Raw genomic sequence first — 16,953 nt, forward strand, 5'->3', positions numbered from 1 at the left:
ATTTCGTGCTCATGGGAGTACCTTAGCACAGGGGCTGGAAAGACACACACCTTCGACGGTCTTGAAGGCGGTGAAGTCCTCGGGGTCGAAGGGCTTTTCATCGGGCATGACGACAGACTGGGGTTCGGGCGGCTCGACGGTAGAGCCCGGTCGCATGTCGGGCACCGCGTTGTCGCCGTAATAAAGGAAGGGACGATCGGGATCTGCCCAGACGTCCTCGTCCCACCAAGTGGACGGATGACGAACGTCGGGTGAATCGTGAGGACGAGCGGGGGCGTAAGACGCGAATTCGCCCTGCGCATTCGAAAGGGATGAATCGAGCGGATGGCCGCCTGTGGACGGAAGAGGTCCTGCGAATGCGTCAGCAACGGTGCCTGCAAAAAGGAGCGGGCAGAGCGCGGCGAGGATCATTTCGGTGATGATGTTGATCTTCATGGTCGGTGTTTGAATGGACGAGAGGTTCACTTCGAGCTCGGGGTGGAGGGGCCGCCCGTGCCGTCGGGTTTCGTGGGCTGGTCTTTGGAGGCGACGGTGTCGGAAGCGCCGGGGAGCTTGGCCGTAGTGGCGAGTTCCCCCTTGACCATGGCCTCGATGCGTTCCTTGGCGCGTGCGGCTGCGGCCTCGGCGGAAATGTTTCCTCGGGCCGTAACTTCCTTGACGATGTCGGCGATGAATTCGGAGAGGTCCATCTTCGAGAAGTCGAGCTTTGCGAATTCGTCGATCGTGAAGCCGCGGGCGTCGGGCTTGATCGGGTTGCCGAAGTCGCGTCCGAGCTGCGGGCGGCCCTGCTCGTTGAGAATGCGGGCAAGGCGGGAGTTGAAGCAGACGTGCTTTTCGGCGGTTTCGACGCAGCCGAGCCCCGTCACCTTCTTCTCGCAGGTGGTGCCCACGTAGTGGCAGAGTCGCTGGGTCTTGGCGAGTGCGGTGCGCTGGTCCGTTGCGCGGCAGCTCTGGTACTTGTTCCAGAACTGGCTGGCCATGGCGGAGACGAAGCCCGTGGAAGAGAAGTTGAAGGTCCAGCCTGCGGACTCGGAGTACTGGGCGGTTGCACCCCAGAAGGAGAACGTGGGGGAGTAGGCACCCGTGCCCGACGAGCCGTAGATCTTGTTGAGGAGCCACGAGGTCTTGTCCGACCAGGAGAGGAGGTCGTAGACGTAGGGCGAGCCGATCCACTTGACGAATTCGACGCCTGCGGCAACGCCGAAGAGGAGGTACTGGCCGAAGGCGGCGTTCGAGGTGTTGGGGGCAGCGTCGGCGCGGCAGCAGGTCTCGGCCGCCATGCGGTCGCGGCAGGTGGAGACCGTGCCGCCGAAGAATTCGTTGACGTTGGTGTCGCCGTAGACGGAGAGCTGCCGTCCGATCTCAAGCTGAAGGATTGCGTCGATGAAGTCGCCGTCGGCCGTGTCGCCCACGTCCTGGCACTGGTCGCCCACGCAGATCTGACCGTCGCAGACCTGGCCCACGGAGGCGGAGAGGCCGGGATGCGTGCACGAGTAGACGCGTGAGGGTCGGGGACAGTCGGTGCTGCCGTCGGAGCAGGTTTCGGAGACGAGCTTGCAGGACGGGTCCTTCTCGTACTCGAGACATTCGTTGCCTTCGGCCCTGCAGGTCCACTTCTCCTCCCATGCCCAGCAGGCGCGGTAGGCGGGACGGCCTTCAACAAAGCGCAGGCCCTCGCCCTCGATGCAGGTGCGCGACACCAGTATGCAACCCGACGAATTGTCGGTGGTGCTCGCGCGCGAGAGGAGCGAAAGGGAAGCAGTCATGACGGAGCCGTCGTCAAGGAGACAGTCGTCGCTCACGCGCCAGTTCGTGACCGTCATGGCCTTGAGGAAGGTGGCGGGTGAGACGGATTCGGAAGTGACGGACGCCGTGCAGACATAAGTCGACTCGGTTCGGCGACAGTTGCCGTCGGCGTCCGTGAGGGTACATTCGGGCTCGGCCGCAAGCATGCAGTCGCCCGAAGCCGAAAGGTTTTTCAGGGAGCCGCAGGTGTCGGTCGACGACGATGTGCAGGTCATGGTCGTGCGGTATTCGAGACAAGGGAGGACGCCCGTGGGGTCGGTCTTCACGCAGACCTTGGACTTGACGGTGCAGTTTTCGCCCCGGGCGGCCGCATCCTCGAGCTCCTTCCGGCAGGCCGAGTCGTCCTCGGTCACGTCGCCGGGCGTCGTCACGACGTCGTCGGTGATGATGTCGTCGCCGATGACTTCGTCACGCGTGCAGCGATAGGTTGAGGACCAGCGCACGCACACGCCGTGTTCCTCGGTTTCGCAGACGGGGTCGGTGAGCTTTTGGCAGCCCGCGAGTTCGAGCTTCTGGCAGGAGGCCGCGCCGTCGACGGAGGGACAGAGGATCGTGTGTTCGGTCACCCAGCAGATGGGATTGGCGGAGACGAAGTGTCCCTCCCAGTTTTCGACCTCGATGTCGCGCGCGTCGTCGTCGAGGCAGACTTCGGCCCCGATGATGCAGCCGGCAGGGATTTCGCCCTTGGTTTCCTTCGAGTAGGAGACTGTGACGGAGGTGTCGTCGATGCGGATGCCTTCGCCCGTGGGTTCGGACTTGCAGACAAAGTCGGTCGTGGTCTCGAGGCAAATGCCGCCGGACTCGGCTGAACAGACGGGCGCGGAGAGCGTGCAGTCAGTGAGCGTCGGATTGGCGTCGACCGTGCAGCGAGAGCCCGCGGGATTGAGCGTCACGCAGGTGAAGGTGTTCTCGTAGCGAATGCACTTCCCGGAATTGTTGTTCTCGGCGCAGACGCGGTTCTCGAGCGTGCAGACGGGATCAGCCGCCTGAACGAGGTTCGGCAGCGGGAGAAGAAGAGGGAAGAGCGAAAAGAGGCGGCGCATGTCAGGAGCCCTCCGCAGTCGGAGCCTTCTTGGGGCGGATCGAGGCGCAGTGGTCGACCCATTCTTCCTTGATGTAGTAGGACTCGTTCACGTAGGTGAGGGTGAGCCTCATGGAGCCCGTCATGTAGCCGTTGTAATAGACGCGGGCTCCGAGCTTGGCCGTGCAGGTGGGGCCGGAGCATTCACGCTTCGTCCATTCGTAGTCGGCCTTGCAGCTGCTGTTCGTACGGTGGGCGATGTTTCGTAGGGTGTAGCCGAGCGAGATTCGCGTGGACTTGAACCCCTTCACCTGGATGGCCAGATAGGAGGAGTTGCCGCAGGTGTGCTGGCCGATGAGGATGTCGCCGTCGGAACAGGGGTCGTGGCTGAGACTGTATTCACCGTTGACGCGTGCGGTGGTCTTGTCGCCCTGGACGCAGCCGTGGTCGTGGTTCGACTCGAGGACTTCACTGCACTTGACCGTTTCGGTCGTGGCGTCGGTGGAGGTGCACACGCCCGAGAAGATCGCGCGTGCGACGGCCGAGGTCTCTTCGGTGACGGTACCGGAGGCGGCGGAGGATTCCTTGCCGAAGAAGCATCGCTCGGTCCAGACGGAGGATGCGGGCTTTCCTGAGACGGTCGTGAGGCAGGAGCGCTCGGAGGACGTGCCTTCGCCTTCGGCGCATGCAAAGTACTTTGCCGTGACCTTGCCGATCTCGACGGGGCCGATGCGGCAGGCCTTCTCGTTCCACCAGCCGCCCGCTCGACAGGTCTTCGTCACCTCGACGGGGGCGGCTTCGATGGTCACGTCCTTGCAGGTGTCGTTGTCGTCCGGCGTTACGGTCGGATTGTTGACGATCTCGTCGCGGCCCGCGAGCACATCCTCGCCGATGACGGGACGCTCCGGGAAGCCCTTGTCGAGCACCTGAATGGCGCGGCAGGTCGTGTCGGTCTTGCCGCGACACTCGATCACGGTGGCTTCGGCCGAACCCGTGAGCGTGCCCTTGCCGTCGGCCCAGAGGTTCTTGACGTCGTCGAGACCTTCGGTCGACCCGCCGCCCACGGCATCAAGCACGCCGTCGTGGTTCGCCATGATCCCGTCGATGTCGGGAAGCTGAGTGTTGCGCGCAGCGGCAACGGCCTCGGCAACCGTCACGGCGTGCGAGGGCAGGGCAATGGAGAGACCGAGCGCGAACGTCATGAGTGAAATGAGACATCGAACGGGAACTGTACGGGTCATGGCTCTCAAAGAGGTGTAGAGATTGGGTTCCAGGGTGCGGTTTTGGGTGTTCAGGGCGCGATTCGGCCGAGCGGCGTTTCGTCGAGTACGGTTTGAAGGGCGGCGATGCGGGTGCGGTCCGATTCGTCCATGACGGCGTCGGCGAGCGTGCGACGCCACTGAGAAAGGGCCGAGACGATGGAGGCCGTGCCCGAGACCGCATAGACGCTGCGGCCGATCGTGAGGAGAACGGCGGGTGCGGTGGGCGCGGCGGTCATCACTTCGTAAACCTCTTCGGTCCTCGCATCGAGCCTGCCGCCCGCCTCTAGACCCTCTTCGGCAAGGGCCAGAAGGAAGGCGAAGCGTTCAGGATGGATCGCGGCTCCGAAGCCTGCGTCAACGAGCGGCGCAAGACGTTCGGACGTTGCTTCGAAGTCGGTCCGGTAACCCGTCGGGGTGCGCGTCACGGGGAGACCTCGAACGAGGACCTCGACGTCCGCAGCGTCACCCACGAGCTTGAGTTCCTCGGCCGCCGTCTCGACGAGCGAGGACGTCATCCCCGTGTCGAGCAGAATCGTGATGCGGGGTCGCCAAGTGTTCGAGTTGTCGGACCTGGAGTCCGAAGAGACTTCAGGAGACGAAGAAGCGGAAGGCGCGGCGGAGAGCTCAGAAGACGGGGCCTTCTCCACTTCACGGACCTCGGGCGCAATCGCGGCGGACGAGGATTCGAGAGCGGAGCCTGCGGGGGCCGAAGCGAAGGCGGCGGGGAGCAGAAGGCAGGACAGGGCGGCAGCGCCGAACGTGGACACAAAATTCATGACGGCTCTCTCGTTAACGGAGGGTTTTCGTTGTGGAGGGGCGAACGGCGGGTGCGGAGAGGTCGATGGACTCCTTCGAAGCAAGGCCGGCGGGGACGGGGGAATCCGGAATGCCGTCGGCATTGAGCGCAGGTGTCCAGACGGAGATTTCCGACGGCGTGAGTTTCACGAGGGCGGGCCAGTGATTGAGACCGAGACGGCGCGTGAGGACCGAGCCCTGGTCTGCCCAGACGCGCGTGCCGAGCTTTTCCTGAGCGAACGCAACGCTGCCCGCCGCCACGACGGGACGAATGGCGAAGGAGGCGGTGGAGAGCATCTTCATCGCGAAGTTGACCTGGCCGCCCGCACGGGAGTCGAAGAAGAGAAGGAGGCGGCTCACGTCGTTGAAGAGCTCGGCGCGCCTGATGTCCTCAACCGAAAGACCCGTGGGTCTGCGAATGAGCGTGGTCTGGACGGCCATCGGACGGAATTCAGGAAAGACCGGGGACCGCATCCATTGAATGAGCGTCTCTTCCTTTCGCTTCACACGGCGGGACCATTCACCCGACTCCACGGCAATGCGGGCGTTGGCCTTGAGGATCTCCTCGAAGTCGGGGTCCGACGAGGTCTGCACGGGATGGTCGGCAATGAGCGTCGTCACCTCGTAGTGCTGAGAAGGTTCGGACGTGCAGGCGGCTTCGGCCGAGTCGGCAAGGCTGATCAGGAAGACCGATGCGGCGGCCGGAATGCAGACGAGCAGGCAGAGGCGAAGCGCCGAGGCGCAGAGGCGCTCGATGAGGTTGGGCCTCACGAAAAGGCTCCGGCTGATGGGGGCGTCGGGCGCAAAGGGCGGCGTGTCGTTGGATTCGTGCTTCATGAGAATCTCCATTGTCTTTCTTGGGTTTTGGGTTTATGAATTCCCGCAAAGGACTTGAATGCAGGGTGTTGTCGGGCTCATCCGCCCCATTTCGCGGACATCGAGCAGCAGTCGCGGCGTCGCCAGACGAGTACCACGCCGTCCTCGCCGCCGGGACTCCAGCTCTTTCCCGAGCCCGAGACGACGGTGGTGCGCCCGAGCGGGCTGCAGCAGGAGCCGTCGGTGTTCTTCCCCGAGTGCGCGGGCCAGACGAGCTGGGTGCGCCAGACGTCCTTTCGCATCAGGGGCTCGTAGAAGGACTCGCAGAGCCCCTTCGAGCCGTGGGCGGCAAGAAGCAGCCCCTCGCGCGAGAGCTTCATCGCAAAGCGGTGGGTCATCAGCTGCCAGACGGCCGTGTGGGAGGTGAGCGAAGCGCTCCAGCCCGTGAGCGGAAAGACGTTCCCCTGACAGCCCGAGCACCAGTAGAGGGAGTTCTGGGGAAGGCCCGAAGAGGCGGACGTGCAGTCGGCGGCGCACGCGCCCTGGGCGATCGGATTCGCAAAGAGCGCGGTGTCCGGGTTCAGGATGAAGCTCGAGAGCGTGTCGTCCCATAGGGGATCAAGTTCGGACATGTAGGCGAGGTCGAACGTCTGCTGGTCCAGACACCCGTCGTCAAGGAGCGCCTCGAGAATGAAGAGCCAGGGCGTCGCATACCAGTGCACCTGACGAAAGTCCGTGTGCCGCTTCATCGATCCGTCGGGCTCGTGCGAATGCACCTTCACGTGGTCTGATATGCGAAGCCCCATGTCGCCCATGTTCACGCCGCCCATCGAGGGAAGACACCCCGCATGACGAACGATCTCCGCCGTACGAAGGGGCTCCCAGAAGCTGAACGTGACGCCGGCCCTCAGGTTGAGGCCTTTGCCACAGGTGCAGAACGGCCCGCCCGCACCCGTGTCGGGGTCGGGCAGAACCGAGGTGGTGAGCGAGGCCTTGCCGCCGATCTTCACGGGAAAGACGCAGCTCCAGCAGACGTCGGTGACGGGATTGAGGATCTTGCCCTGACAGACCGTGGCGGCATTCACCGTAAGGGCCGCGACGAACATCGCCGCGCCCGCAAGAAGAAAGGAAAGCGGGCGCATCAGGCGTTCTCCTCACGTCGGGCGAGACGGGCGGCCCTTTGGGCCTTGCGTTCTTCGCGCTGCTTTGCCCGGCGTTCGGCCCTTTGGGCAAGCTCGGCCTCACGGAGTTCGTGTGCGCCGTCGGCGAGCTTTTCGAGAATCGAGGTCATTTCGTTTCTCACGGCCACGTAATTCTCGCGCTGGCGTGCGGCGGCTTCGAGTGCCTTTTCGTCGACTTCAAGCCCCCGGCGGGCGGAGTTGTCGAGCGCAAGCGTCACGGAGAGGAGCGACTTGAAGCGCTCGGCCCAGACGCAGGCTTCGGCTCCCGTGAAGGCGGGAACATTGCCCGCCCTTGCGGCCTCGTCATAGGCGTTGATGAGACCGATTTCGGCAAGGGTCTTCATCCAGGGGGCGAGCTTCTCGCCGTCGCGAAAGCCCTTCGGGTCGACGCGGCCCGTGGCGCAGGTCACCGTAAAGCCGCCGAGGCGGGGTTCGATCAGACACGGCATCTTGTCGACGGCAAGGAGCGCACGCAGAAAGCCGCGCGTATCGACGACGAGCGGAATCTCCCACGCGTCGAACGGATTCGTCGCGGGGACGCTGTTGCCCGCATAGACGACGGCAGTCTGCGGATCGGCGGTCCAGCAGTCGGTGACGAGCTTCACTGTGTAGGCGTTGATGCGGTCGATGAAGACGAGCGGACGACGGTGCTTCCAGACGTCGGCAGCACCTCGTCCGAAGAGAAGCGAACGGCCGACGGCCAGATGCACGCGCGAAGAACGCTCGGACGTGAGCGCATGGGCCCAGCGAACGAGACCGGCCGCACGCGAGACTTCACGCGAAGCAAGATGGCCGTCGTGACGGGCGTCCCAGGGAATGGCCTGGTACGTGCCCGTGAGCCTTGCGGTCACTGCGGGGCAGAGCGCGCGCTCGCGGGCCTCGCGTTCGGAAATCCCCTCGGGATCCTTCTCGCAGGCCCTCGTCATGGCGCGGGCATGGCGTTCTGCCGCAAGGCCGCACGCTTCGAGCACGTCACGGGCTTCGGAAACGGTGAGCGTGTCGAGCCTCGAGGCCAGACGCCTGCCGTTGGCCACGAGGCCGTCGTGCCCGAGACGCAGGAGCGCTGCCATCACGGCCTCGGCCGTCGCACCGCCCGTACCCTTGAGGTACTGCGAAAGTTCGACCGTCAGAAAGCCCGCGGCCGACACGTCGGGCCAGGAGCGGATGCGCCTCCGGAGCGCACGCTCGTAGAACTGCTCTCCGGGCTCCACGGCGACGTTGCTCTTCGGAGCGGGCGAGACGGGCGCGGAGCCCTTCACGCCTGAAGGCGGGGTCACTTGATTCATGTTTGTGCTTTTTATCGAATGGCTGTTTTCAGCGTTGTTTGTCAGCGGTTTTTGACGGATGCTTCGGCGGAGGCCGAAGGCGCGGTCGTCGTGGCGTTGGGGACGGCCGTCATGGCGGCGGAAAGCCCCGAGGGACTCATGAGGCCCGAGACCACTTCGCGTGCGGCAGCGGCCGACACGTTCTTGAGGCCGAGGCGCTCGATGACGAGGTGAGTCACGTCAAGCGTGCGCCCCGTCGTGGAATGAGCGGTGTCGGGCATGGCCAGCACCGCAGATCGCGAGAGGACAGGCGCGCCCGCCCTGTCGGCTGCCTCCATCACGGCGGCCCTGAAGAGACGGTCGTCAAGCGGCAGCGACATGCGCGAGGCTTCGTTGTCCGTGACGATGATCTTTCTGAGTTCGCCCGTCAGATACACGCTGTCGACTTGAGGAGCCGTTCGGCCCGTCGGAATTCCCCTGGCGTCAAGGAGCGCCGTCATCAGCATCAGGTTCCTGATCTCCTCGTCGGCCACGACGGCCGTGACCGATACGGGCGTGTGCATGACCGTGAGGTCGGGCACGACCGACTTCGCCGTCGTCCAGGCGGCAAAGGCGGCCACGGAAGAGACGCAGGCAACGGCAAGCGCCGCCCTGAGACACCCCTCGAGCCCCGACCAGCGTGCATGAAGGCGGTTGAGCCTTTCACGAACGATGTCAAGACGCGATTCGCGCTCCTCTTCTTCACCGCCTTCGGCCTTCCAGGCGCGAGTCTGGTGCGGGGTCGGAAAGCCGCCGAGCGTCTCGTGCGTGCCCGTGCGGACGGGAACGCGGGGACCGGGCTTCGGGCCGCGGCACGACACGCGCTGGTCGCGGGATTCACTCTCCGCCATCACGTCCTTTTCCCAGGCATCCATGCGGCGGGCATAGGCTTCGTCACGCTCGACCTGAGGACGTTCTTCCTCGTCAAACGCATAGCGCGGCGGACGACGCACGTCGACCAACGCGTTCTGCTCGGCCGCGGCATCGCGAACGCCGTTTCCCCAGAGCGAGTTCCAACCCTTGCTGCGGGCGTCCTCGTTCCGGTCGGCAACGGAATCCGAATCACCTTCCTGAGAGGGATCCTTCTCGAATGCAGGATTGCCGCGCTCCATCTGCTCGATCTTCCTGGAGACCAGCATCGAAGCCAGTTCGGCACGCGTGGGCTGGGTTCGGGCGTGAAGCCTGAGAAGGGCCTGCCTCGCCGTATGCTCGGCATCAATGCGCTCGGCCTCGAGGTCCACGGTCCTTGACGGATCGGCGGGTTCCTCAACGGGCGGCTTGACGCGCACGGGCGTGCGGCGGCCGGAGAGAACCTCGGTCGCGTGGTAGGGACGCCCCTGACTGTCGAGCTCAACGTGTTCGGGGTCCTCGGCCGCGGGACGGATCACGGAAACGGGCTTTTTCACGGGCCGGTCGGCAGAAGACTGATCGTCATCGTCGTCAGGCTCGTCATCATCGATCTCATCGTCGTCGGCCGATTCGGAAACCGAGACCGCCGGGTCGGGAATGTCGTCGTAGTCCTCCTCTTCGTCTTCTTCGCCTTCGATGTCGATGATTCGGGAACCGTTCGGGGACTGACTGCCGGAAGGTCTGAGGACAGGCGAAGATGGCGCTTCGTTCGTTTCGTCCGCGGGTTTTCCGCGGACTTCTCCGGGCGCTGGACGGTCGTCCGCCTTCATGTCCGTCATGACCCCGGACGGGGCCTCATCCATCAGCAGGGAGAGGACGGGCTTGACGTGGGGGACGGGCGCTGCGGGTGCGGCGGACGTGACCGGGCCTTCGGGCTTCTTCGCGGCTTTCGCTTCCTGCGTTTTCTGAGCGGGCTGGCTTTCCGTCTTGGTTTCGACCTTCGGCTCGACCTGTTTCGGAGCCTTCTGAGTCTCCTTGGGCTCGGACTTCTGCGCCGTTTTCTGCGCGGGCTTCGCTTCGGGCTTTTCCGAGGGCTTCTTCACGTCTTCGGACCTGGCCTGCTGAGCCCTGGCCTTTGCCCGGGGCTTCTTCGCCTTCTCCTCGGACGGGAGAAAACGTCCCGTGGCGTCACGCTCGGGCATCTTGACGGGGGCGGACGGCTTCTTTGCAACGGCCTTCTCGTCGGACGTCGTCTCGTCCTTCTTCCTGTTGATTTGCGGCATGGCGCGCACGGTCTGCACGGGTGGAAGGCCGGCGGATTCTCCTGCGGCCGCGGGTTCCCTGCGCTCGGGCATTGCGCCTGCACGGGCCTTCTCGATCTTGTCCTGAAGGGCGTCGTCGGCTTCCTTCGCGGTCTTCCTTCTTGCCGTCGTGCTCGCGCCTCGGGCCGACTTCGGCTCGATCGTGTGCTTCTTCGGAGCGGAGGCCTTGTCTGACTTGTCGGTCTTTTCCGTCTTTTCGCTGCTGTTCTTTTGTTCGGTCATCGGTCGGATTCCTGATTTCGGTTGAGGGCTGCAAGGGCTTCGGGCGTGGGTTCGAATGCGCCGTTGGCGACGGCGCTCACGGAAGCGGCCATCGTTGCACCCGCCTCGCGCCATGCATTGACGGCGGAGACTTCGGCGGGCAGCGACGAGTAGAGGACCTGCATGAAGCGGTCAAGCACGAGGCGTCCGATCGCGGGCGGCGCATCGCCCACCTTCACGATCATTTCGGACCACGCTCCGCGAACGGTCGTGAGTGACGGCAACGCTGCCCTGAACCACGGGTCGGTCGCGAGCTGCCCCTTCGCCTCAAGGCTCGAAAGACATTCGGCGTCCTGCCTCAGATAGATGCGCGTGTCGGCGCAGCTCCAGGCGGCCTCGGCCGTCTCGCTCTTGAAGAAGTCTGCAAGCGACTGCGTGGCAACCACGAACCCGCCCTTGTGCTTTCGCGCACGACGAAAGCCCGAGGCGATGAACTTCCCGCTGTGGCCCGAACCCATCAGGTCCCAGGCTTCGTCGATGAGGACGAGCTTCACGGTACGGCGGTCGAGCGACATCGTCTTTTCGATCCAGAGCATCAGCGTCATCAGAACCGCCTGACGAAGCGCGGGGTGAGCGGAGAGGCCCTCGAGCTCGAGCACCGTAAGGCGGCTGCTGAAGTCGATCGGACGGCCCGAGCCGTCGAACCAACGCGCGAGTGGACCATTGAGGTAGGGCTCGAGCTGCATGCGCAGGTCGTCAAGTCGCCTGTCGTGAACGGCGCGTTCTGCAAGAAGCGCATCGAGGTCGGCAAGGGTCGCAAGCCTTCCCTGCATCGCCGCCATCTGAGCGGCCGAGGCCGTGAGCTGAATGAGCACGCTGCGCTCGAGGTCGGGAAGAGGACGGCCGGGCGAGACGAGTTCGCCCAGAATCGACACCACCGATTCGATCCCTTCGGAGCGGTCGTCGCCCGCAAGGGCCTCGAGGATCGCAAAGGGATTGAGATCCCAGACGTGCTCCTTGTCGAAGACGAGAAAGGCCCCGTCGAGCACCGCGCAGGTCTTTTCATAGGACCGTCCCACGTCGATGATCCAGACGAGCCCGCCCTGCGCGAGGCAGCTGAAGGCCAGCTGGTTCATCACGACGGACTTGCCCGAACCGGGCTTGCCCACGATCGTCACCGAATAGTTCCCGCTCGCGTTCGCAAAGGGATCCACGTGCATGATCTGGCCGCGTCGGCCCACGAGCGTGAGAAGCGGAGTCCTGCGGTCACGGTCGTCGCGAATCGGCGTTCCCTGCCACTCGGTCATCACGGGCGAGCCGCAGACACCGGTCGCAAGAGTCCTGCGCTGTATGCGGAAGCTCCTCTTCATGTCCTCGACGAGAAGCGGACCCGCACACATCGGAAGGGCTCCCATCAGGGCCTGCGCATGAAGGCAGGTCGTGCGCCTCACGTCCATGCCCGCCTTGCGTGCAATGGACTGGGCGGCGTGAACGGCCTCGGCCTCAAGTCCCGCAGGTGCAAGGAGCAGGTACTGGTGCGCTACGCGCGCGATGCCCCCTTCGGTCTGGAAGCTGTTGACGGCAATCGTCCACTGGCGCGCCTTTTCGGGATACCAGGGACTGATCTGCGAGACGGGCGTGTGCGACATCTGCAGCGCACGCATGCGGTGGCCCTCGGCCTTGACGCGCTCGGAGGCGGAGTCAAGAACTGCGATGATGCTCGTGAAGAGGAAGGGACACGGAATCTGATGGCCGCCACGACCGAGCTCGCCGAGCATCTGGCTTGTGAGGGCGAGCGAGATGTGCCCGCCGTAGTGTTCGACCCCAAGCCCCACGGCATGAACCGCGGACTTCCTGTCAAGCGTCTCGAATCGGATGCGGTGCTTCTCGACCGTCACCTCCGTGTCGGCCTTCATCACCTGAACGGACGGAGGCTCGAACGGGTTCGCGGACGGACGCACGAAGTCGCCCGAGCGCACGAGCTGCGGGTTGAGGATCTCGGAAGCCGTGCCGACGAGCACGTCCGCATCCCACACGCCCATGAAGAGCCCCGCCTGCTCGAGCACGGCGGAAATGGCCCTGCGCGCGGTGAGGACCTTTTCACGGACCTCCTCGTCGTCGGGCTTCGTCGTCGGAACGACAACCGTGAGCCAGACTCGCCAGTGCCTCGGATACACGGGGGCCTGGGGCGTGAGCTGCTCGACCGCACCCTTCACGAGGTTTTCGGCGGCCCAGTTCGTGGCCGTGTCGATGATGCCTTCGGCTTCCGGGCTCAGCGGCGGAAACCCGTCGGGCACACGTGCTTCGGGAACCATCAGCTCTGCAATGCCCCTTACGGCCGACGACGCGAAGGCCGTGATCGAGAGGACGGATCCGGCTTCAAGCGGAGCCGCGAGGCCGATGAGTGTCTTCTCCATCTCGGACGTGACGCCCGTCTGCGGAAAGATCTCGATCGCAAAGCCGAGTCCCTCGGGGTTTTCGGGCTTGTCGCCCTTCAGCGTGAAGAGGCCGTCTGGCGTGGCGGACTCCCAGGGGAGCGCCGTTGAGAATGCGTCGACGCGCTCGCCCGTACCCGGAATGAAGCCGGGAATCCCGGAGGAGACCTTCAGGTTCTCGTGTCCTGTCCTGATCCGCTGAAGGATTTCGATGAATTCCCTGACGGGATTCTTTGAGGAGGTCATCACGGGTTCTCCTCAGGAGCCTTCATCTTTTCCGCGAGGACGTCGGGGTCATAGGGCGTGCCCTTGAGGGCCGCCTTCTGGGCTTCGATGAAGCGGCGGCTGCCGTCACCGAGCGAAGAGGCGACGTCTGACTCTGATGCACGAACTCTCGGGACCGAAGTCTGAGCGTGCTTCAACGCCGAACGACGGCGCTCGAAGGGAAGGCGCACGACGGCGGAGCCCCTGTCGGCGCTTTCGGCTCGCCGCCGGGCTGCGGCCCAACGGGCGTCAAAGGCGCGGGCGTGAATCATCTCACCCTCATGAAAGTCGCCTTCGTCGTCTGTCCAGGGCGCGATCCAGATGGTCACGATCACCTCGGGGAGGCGCTTGGGCGAAGATCGGCGCTCAGGCGCTCGTGCGGCGGGTGCGGCTACGGAAGCCTGAGCCGCATCGGCCTTCACCGTATGAACGGCGGGACCCGCAGGCGTTTCGTCGGCGGCCTTTCCGTTCGTGCCTTCAATTTCTGGAAGGCCCTTCGAGGCGGCCTCGATTGCCTTGTCGCGTTCGATCCTGTCGGGCGTGCGGCCGCGGACGCTGTCCTCGTAGGTGTCGGAGAGCGAACGGCAGGAGACCCCCGGCGTCATCGGGCAGCTGAAGTCGTTCTCGGCGTTGAGGCCCGTGAGGGTCCCGCAGCCCGAGAGGGCGAGGGCAAGGGGAAGTGTGGCAAGTGCAGGGGCCGTGCGGCGCAGAAAGCGTGCGGTCTCGTTTCGAATCATGGCTGGATTCCTGTGTTGTGTTTGTCGTTATCGCTTCGAGGGATCGGCGAGCAGCACGCCCTGCGAGAAGACGAGGTCGACGGAGCGGCCGGCATCCACCTCAAGCACGGGGAAGATGCGGTCGGCGAGTCTCAGGTAGTAGTCGGTGATGCGGTCCATGGAGTCGGAGAGGCCTTCGCCCATGCCGGACATCCAGGCGTTCTTGTATCGCTTGCTCTGCGTGCCGGTGATCGACGTCGTCACCTCCTCGGAAGAGCGGGTGATCGATTCGCCCAGTCCCGAGAGCAGGCCGACGGAGAGAGCAGAGGCAATGGCCTGACCCGATCGGGTCACGAGCTTTCCTCTCACGCCCACCTTGCCGTCCTCGCCCACGGCGTAGCCGGAGACGCGCACGTCGAGTGCTTCTCCCTTCTTGCCGACGCAAGAGAGCCTGTCGAGCCTCACGAAGGCGCGCTCGGAAGAGAGGTCGCCCGTGGCCGAGGCGGTCACGTGGCAGGCCGTCACCTGACTGCGCCAGGCATTGGGCAGCACGGCCGTGCCCTCAAGCCGGATCACCATCGGAAGCGGCTGGCTCGCAGCACCTGCGCCCGTGGAGGCATAGACCCCCGTCAGCAGCCTGCCCCGCACGAAGGAGCCTGCAGGCAGGTAGTCCTCGACGGTCGTGCCCGCGGCTCTGTTCACCTGCAGAGGCGTGTCGGGGTTGAGCGTCGGCGAGGGCCCCACACGGGGTGCGGGCGACGTCGGTGGGGCGGGAGGCGGCAGCGTCACCATCGCGAGCCTCAGACCCGAGACCGCCTGTCGCGCCGCCGCATGCGCTTCATCCGGAACCTTCACGCCGCCCGAGATGTCGGGAAGCGCGGGGACGATTGAAGAGGCGGGTTCGTTCGTGTTCCTGGCGGGATCGGTGTGAAAGACCTTTCCGGGAGTCTTCGAGCCGAACTGGGAGGAGAGCTTCGAGATGTAGGCCGCATCGTCGTTTGCCTTGAGCAGGCTCTTGATGCGGGCCTCGGTCTCCTCGGGCGTTTCGCCCGGACGGGGCATAAGGCCCGCGCGTCCTGCGATCGCCTTGAGGTCCTTGACTTCGCTTGTCTGCGTCTCGAGCCGGGACTTCTGGTCGGCGATGATCGCGCGCAGTCGCGTCTCGGTGGCGGCGGCCTCGCGCTGCACTTCCTCGATCCTGCGGCTGAGCGCAAGGAAGTTTGCGTCATAGCGGGCGATGAGTACGTCCTTGTCCGTGCCGTCGGGGCGCAGCGTGATCATGGCCGCTTCGGTCGGAGCCTTGCGGGCGGGCTTGGTGTCGGATGCCTCGACAGCAATGAAGGCGATGATCGCCAGAGTGGCGAGGATCGTGGCGGCGAGCGCCTTCTGCTTGAACCTGAGACTGTTGTTCGAGGGCTGGGAGACGCCGTCAGAAGATGCGGAGAAAATGTCCTTCAGCTGCATGACGACACTCCGGGAAGATGGCCGGCGTCAGCGTTGCGCACGGTGCATGCGCAATCGTTCGTTCTGATCTCATTCACGGGCGTTCTCCACGAGGACGAGCCTGCAGCTGTCGCCCGGCTCAAGAGAGGTTTCGGTTGCGGCAGCAGCCCAGACCGAGCCCGAGAGAAGCTCGGGATTGATCTCAACGGGAAAGACCGTTCCGTTTTTGACGGTGAGTTCAACCGCCTCGGCATGGCGGGAGCGCCAGATGCCTTCGATGCGCACGCGAAGCGGTGCGAGCCTCTTCATGGCGGCGGCCGCACCCTGAGCGGGCTCGGTCATGGCGGTGCGGGAGACTTCATCGGTCTCTTCGCCCCTGAGGACGAGCGTCACGAGGCGCTTCATCTCGGCGGGGAAGCCTTCGGCGCGAAGGGGCGCAGCGGGCACGCGAACGGGCGCATTCGCCTGTTCGGCCCTGCGCACGCTCTTTTCGAGGATGATGGTGCGGGGCTCCGCATCCGCGGTGAAGGTGAGATGCAGGGGCGCAGTCTCGCCCGACCTGCAGGTGACGTAGACCATGGCCGAGCCCTCCATCTTCGGGAGGACGTAGAGCATGCCGCTCGCGGCATCCGTCTGAACGTCGATCAGGTGACGGTCGTAGACGGCCGAGGCAATGGGGTCGGCCGGAATGGCGACCATGGTGGTCTCGTGCGCGGGCAGCGTGAATTCAAGGGGTGCGTCGCCTTCACGGGCCGTGAAGACGGCGGCGTCGGACGACGGGGCGAAGGCCGAGAGGATCAGGACGGCTGCGCCTGCGAGCGCGAGCTTCGGGACGAATCGCTTGAAGGACTCAATGTCAGAGCGAGTGACGATCATGAGGGCTCCGTGAGGGAAGGTTTTGTCAGGACCCAGACGACGGCTGGTCGGTGAGGGACGTGAGGAAGAGGCGTCCTGCGTCGTAGCGGAACGTCAGTCGCCAGGTCTTCTTTCTCGAGCTCGTGACGGTGCTGCCGACGAGCGTCTTCTGTACGCCTTCGACCTCGACGGAGAGGTCGGACGTGTTCACGCGGGCGCGGTCGGGATAGAAGATCGTGGAGGAGTGGTCCTTCTTGATGCGGTCGGCCTCAACGATGAGGGCCTCCTCGAGCTTTCCGTAGAAGCCCGGGTCAACGTGCTGAAGGACGACGCGGCGGGAGGAGTCGACGGTTTCGGGCGTGACGCTTGCCGCATGGGAGAGGACGGAGAGGGCCCAACGCTCGAGGTACGGCGCTCCGGGACCCGCCTCGTCGAAGGTCCAGACCTCGCGCTCGGCGGCGAGCGTGGGCGGAACGACGATGGTGCGCGTCTCGGGCTGCTGCAGGAGAAGCGCGAGGGCGAGGATGAAGTTGAGCGCAAAGCTCATCGCCATGATGACGGCAAAGCTTCGTCTCAAGCCGATGCGTTCGGCGACGATGGATGTGTAGAGCATGAGAAGGATCCCCGAGGCGGCTGCGCATGCGCGGACGTACGGCTGCGGCCCTGGGGAATGGGGGGGAAGT

Annotated in this window: 13 protein-coding genes; all 13 read right to left on the bottom strand. The window is 64.8% G+C overall.

The annotated features are described in order from the left end of the window. Positions 1–9: 9 nt before the first annotated feature. Complete coding sequence (locus HMPREF3036_RS09225) at positions 10–435, bottom strand: hypothetical protein (protein ID WP_062333813.1); 426 nt, start codon at positions 433–435, stop codon at positions 10–12. Positions 436–461: 26 nt separating this feature from the next. Beyond that, positions 462–2,849: a conjugal transfer protein TraN gene (gene traN, locus HMPREF3036_RS09230; RefSeq protein WP_062333816.1), complete on the bottom strand. Its 2,388-nt coding sequence runs from the start codon at positions 2,847–2,849 to the stop codon at positions 462–464. 1 nt (position 2,850) lies between these two features. Next, positions 2,851–4,068, bottom strand: a complete 1,218-nt coding sequence (locus HMPREF3036_RS09235; RefSeq protein ID WP_156469805.1) for a hypothetical protein — start codon at positions 4,066–4,068, stop codon at positions 2,851–2,853. Positions 4,069–4,118: 50 nt separating this feature from the next. Then, entirely contained in the window at positions 4,119–4,865 is a 747-nt protein-coding gene (locus tag HMPREF3036_RS09240; protein WP_062333823.1) for a hypothetical protein, read from the bottom strand. Positions 4,866–4,878: 13 nt separating this feature from the next. Further along, positions 4,879–5,721 carry a hypothetical protein gene (locus HMPREF3036_RS09245; RefSeq protein ID WP_156469806.1) on the bottom strand — a complete coding sequence of 281 codons (843 nt, stop codon included), beginning with the start codon at positions 5,719–5,721 and terminating at the stop codon, positions 4,879–4,881. 77 nt (positions 5,722–5,798) lie between these two features. Next, the gene (locus tag HMPREF3036_RS09250; protein ID WP_062333829.1) at positions 5,799–6,842 is read right to left on the bottom strand and encodes a TraU family protein; all 1,044 of its coding nucleotides are present in this window, start codon (positions 6,840–6,842) and stop codon (positions 5,799–5,801) included. Beyond that, on the bottom strand, positions 6,842–8,167 hold the full coding sequence (locus HMPREF3036_RS09255; RefSeq protein ID WP_062333832.1) for a hypothetical protein: 1,326 nt from the start codon (positions 8,165–8,167) through the stop codon (positions 6,842–6,844). Before HMPREF3036_RS09255 ends, HMPREF3036_RS09250 begins: the two co-directional genes overlap by 1 nt. A gap of 41 nt (positions 8,168–8,208) precedes the next feature. Continuing rightward, positions 8,209–10,578 (bottom strand): hypothetical protein, encoded by a 2,370-nt coding sequence (locus HMPREF3036_RS09260; RefSeq protein ID WP_062333835.1) that lies wholly within the window; start codon positions 10,576–10,578, stop codon positions 8,209–8,211. Further along, positions 10,575–13,238 (bottom strand): TraC family protein, encoded by a 2,664-nt coding sequence (locus HMPREF3036_RS09265; RefSeq protein ID WP_062333838.1) that lies wholly within the window; start codon positions 13,236–13,238, stop codon positions 10,575–10,577. Before HMPREF3036_RS09265 ends, HMPREF3036_RS09260 begins: the two co-directional genes overlap by 4 nt. Continuing rightward, positions 13,238–13,993: a type IV conjugative transfer system lipoprotein TraV gene (traV, locus tag HMPREF3036_RS09270; RefSeq protein ID WP_062333842.1), complete on the bottom strand. Its 756-nt coding sequence runs from the start codon at positions 13,991–13,993 to the stop codon at positions 13,238–13,240. The genes HMPREF3036_RS09265 and traV overlap by 1 nt, the downstream gene beginning before the upstream one ends. A gap of 27 nt (positions 13,994–14,020) precedes the next feature. Beyond that, a complete protein-coding gene (locus tag HMPREF3036_RS09275) occupies positions 14,021–15,436 on the bottom strand; it encodes a TraB/TrbI/VirB10 family type IV secretion system protein (protein WP_062333846.1) in 1,416 nt (471 codons plus the stop codon). 69 nt (positions 15,437–15,505) lie between these two features. Then, a complete protein-coding gene (locus tag HMPREF3036_RS09280) occupies positions 15,506–16,291 on the bottom strand; it encodes a TraK domain-containing protein (RefSeq protein WP_062333850.1) in 786 nt (261 codons plus the stop codon). A 25-nt stretch (positions 16,292–16,316) separates the two neighbouring features. After that, positions 16,317–16,883, bottom strand: a complete 567-nt coding sequence (gene traE / locus HMPREF3036_RS09285) for a type IV conjugative transfer system protein TraE (RefSeq protein ID WP_005437060.1) — start codon at positions 16,881–16,883, stop codon at positions 16,317–16,319. Positions 16,884–16,953 lie beyond the last annotated feature (70 nt).

Origin of the sequence: Sutterella sp. KLE1602, assembly GCF_001578585.1 — a bacterium.
Classification (GTDB): Bacteria; Pseudomonadota; Gammaproteobacteria; order Burkholderiales; family Burkholderiaceae_F; genus Sutterella; species Sutterella wadsworthensis_A.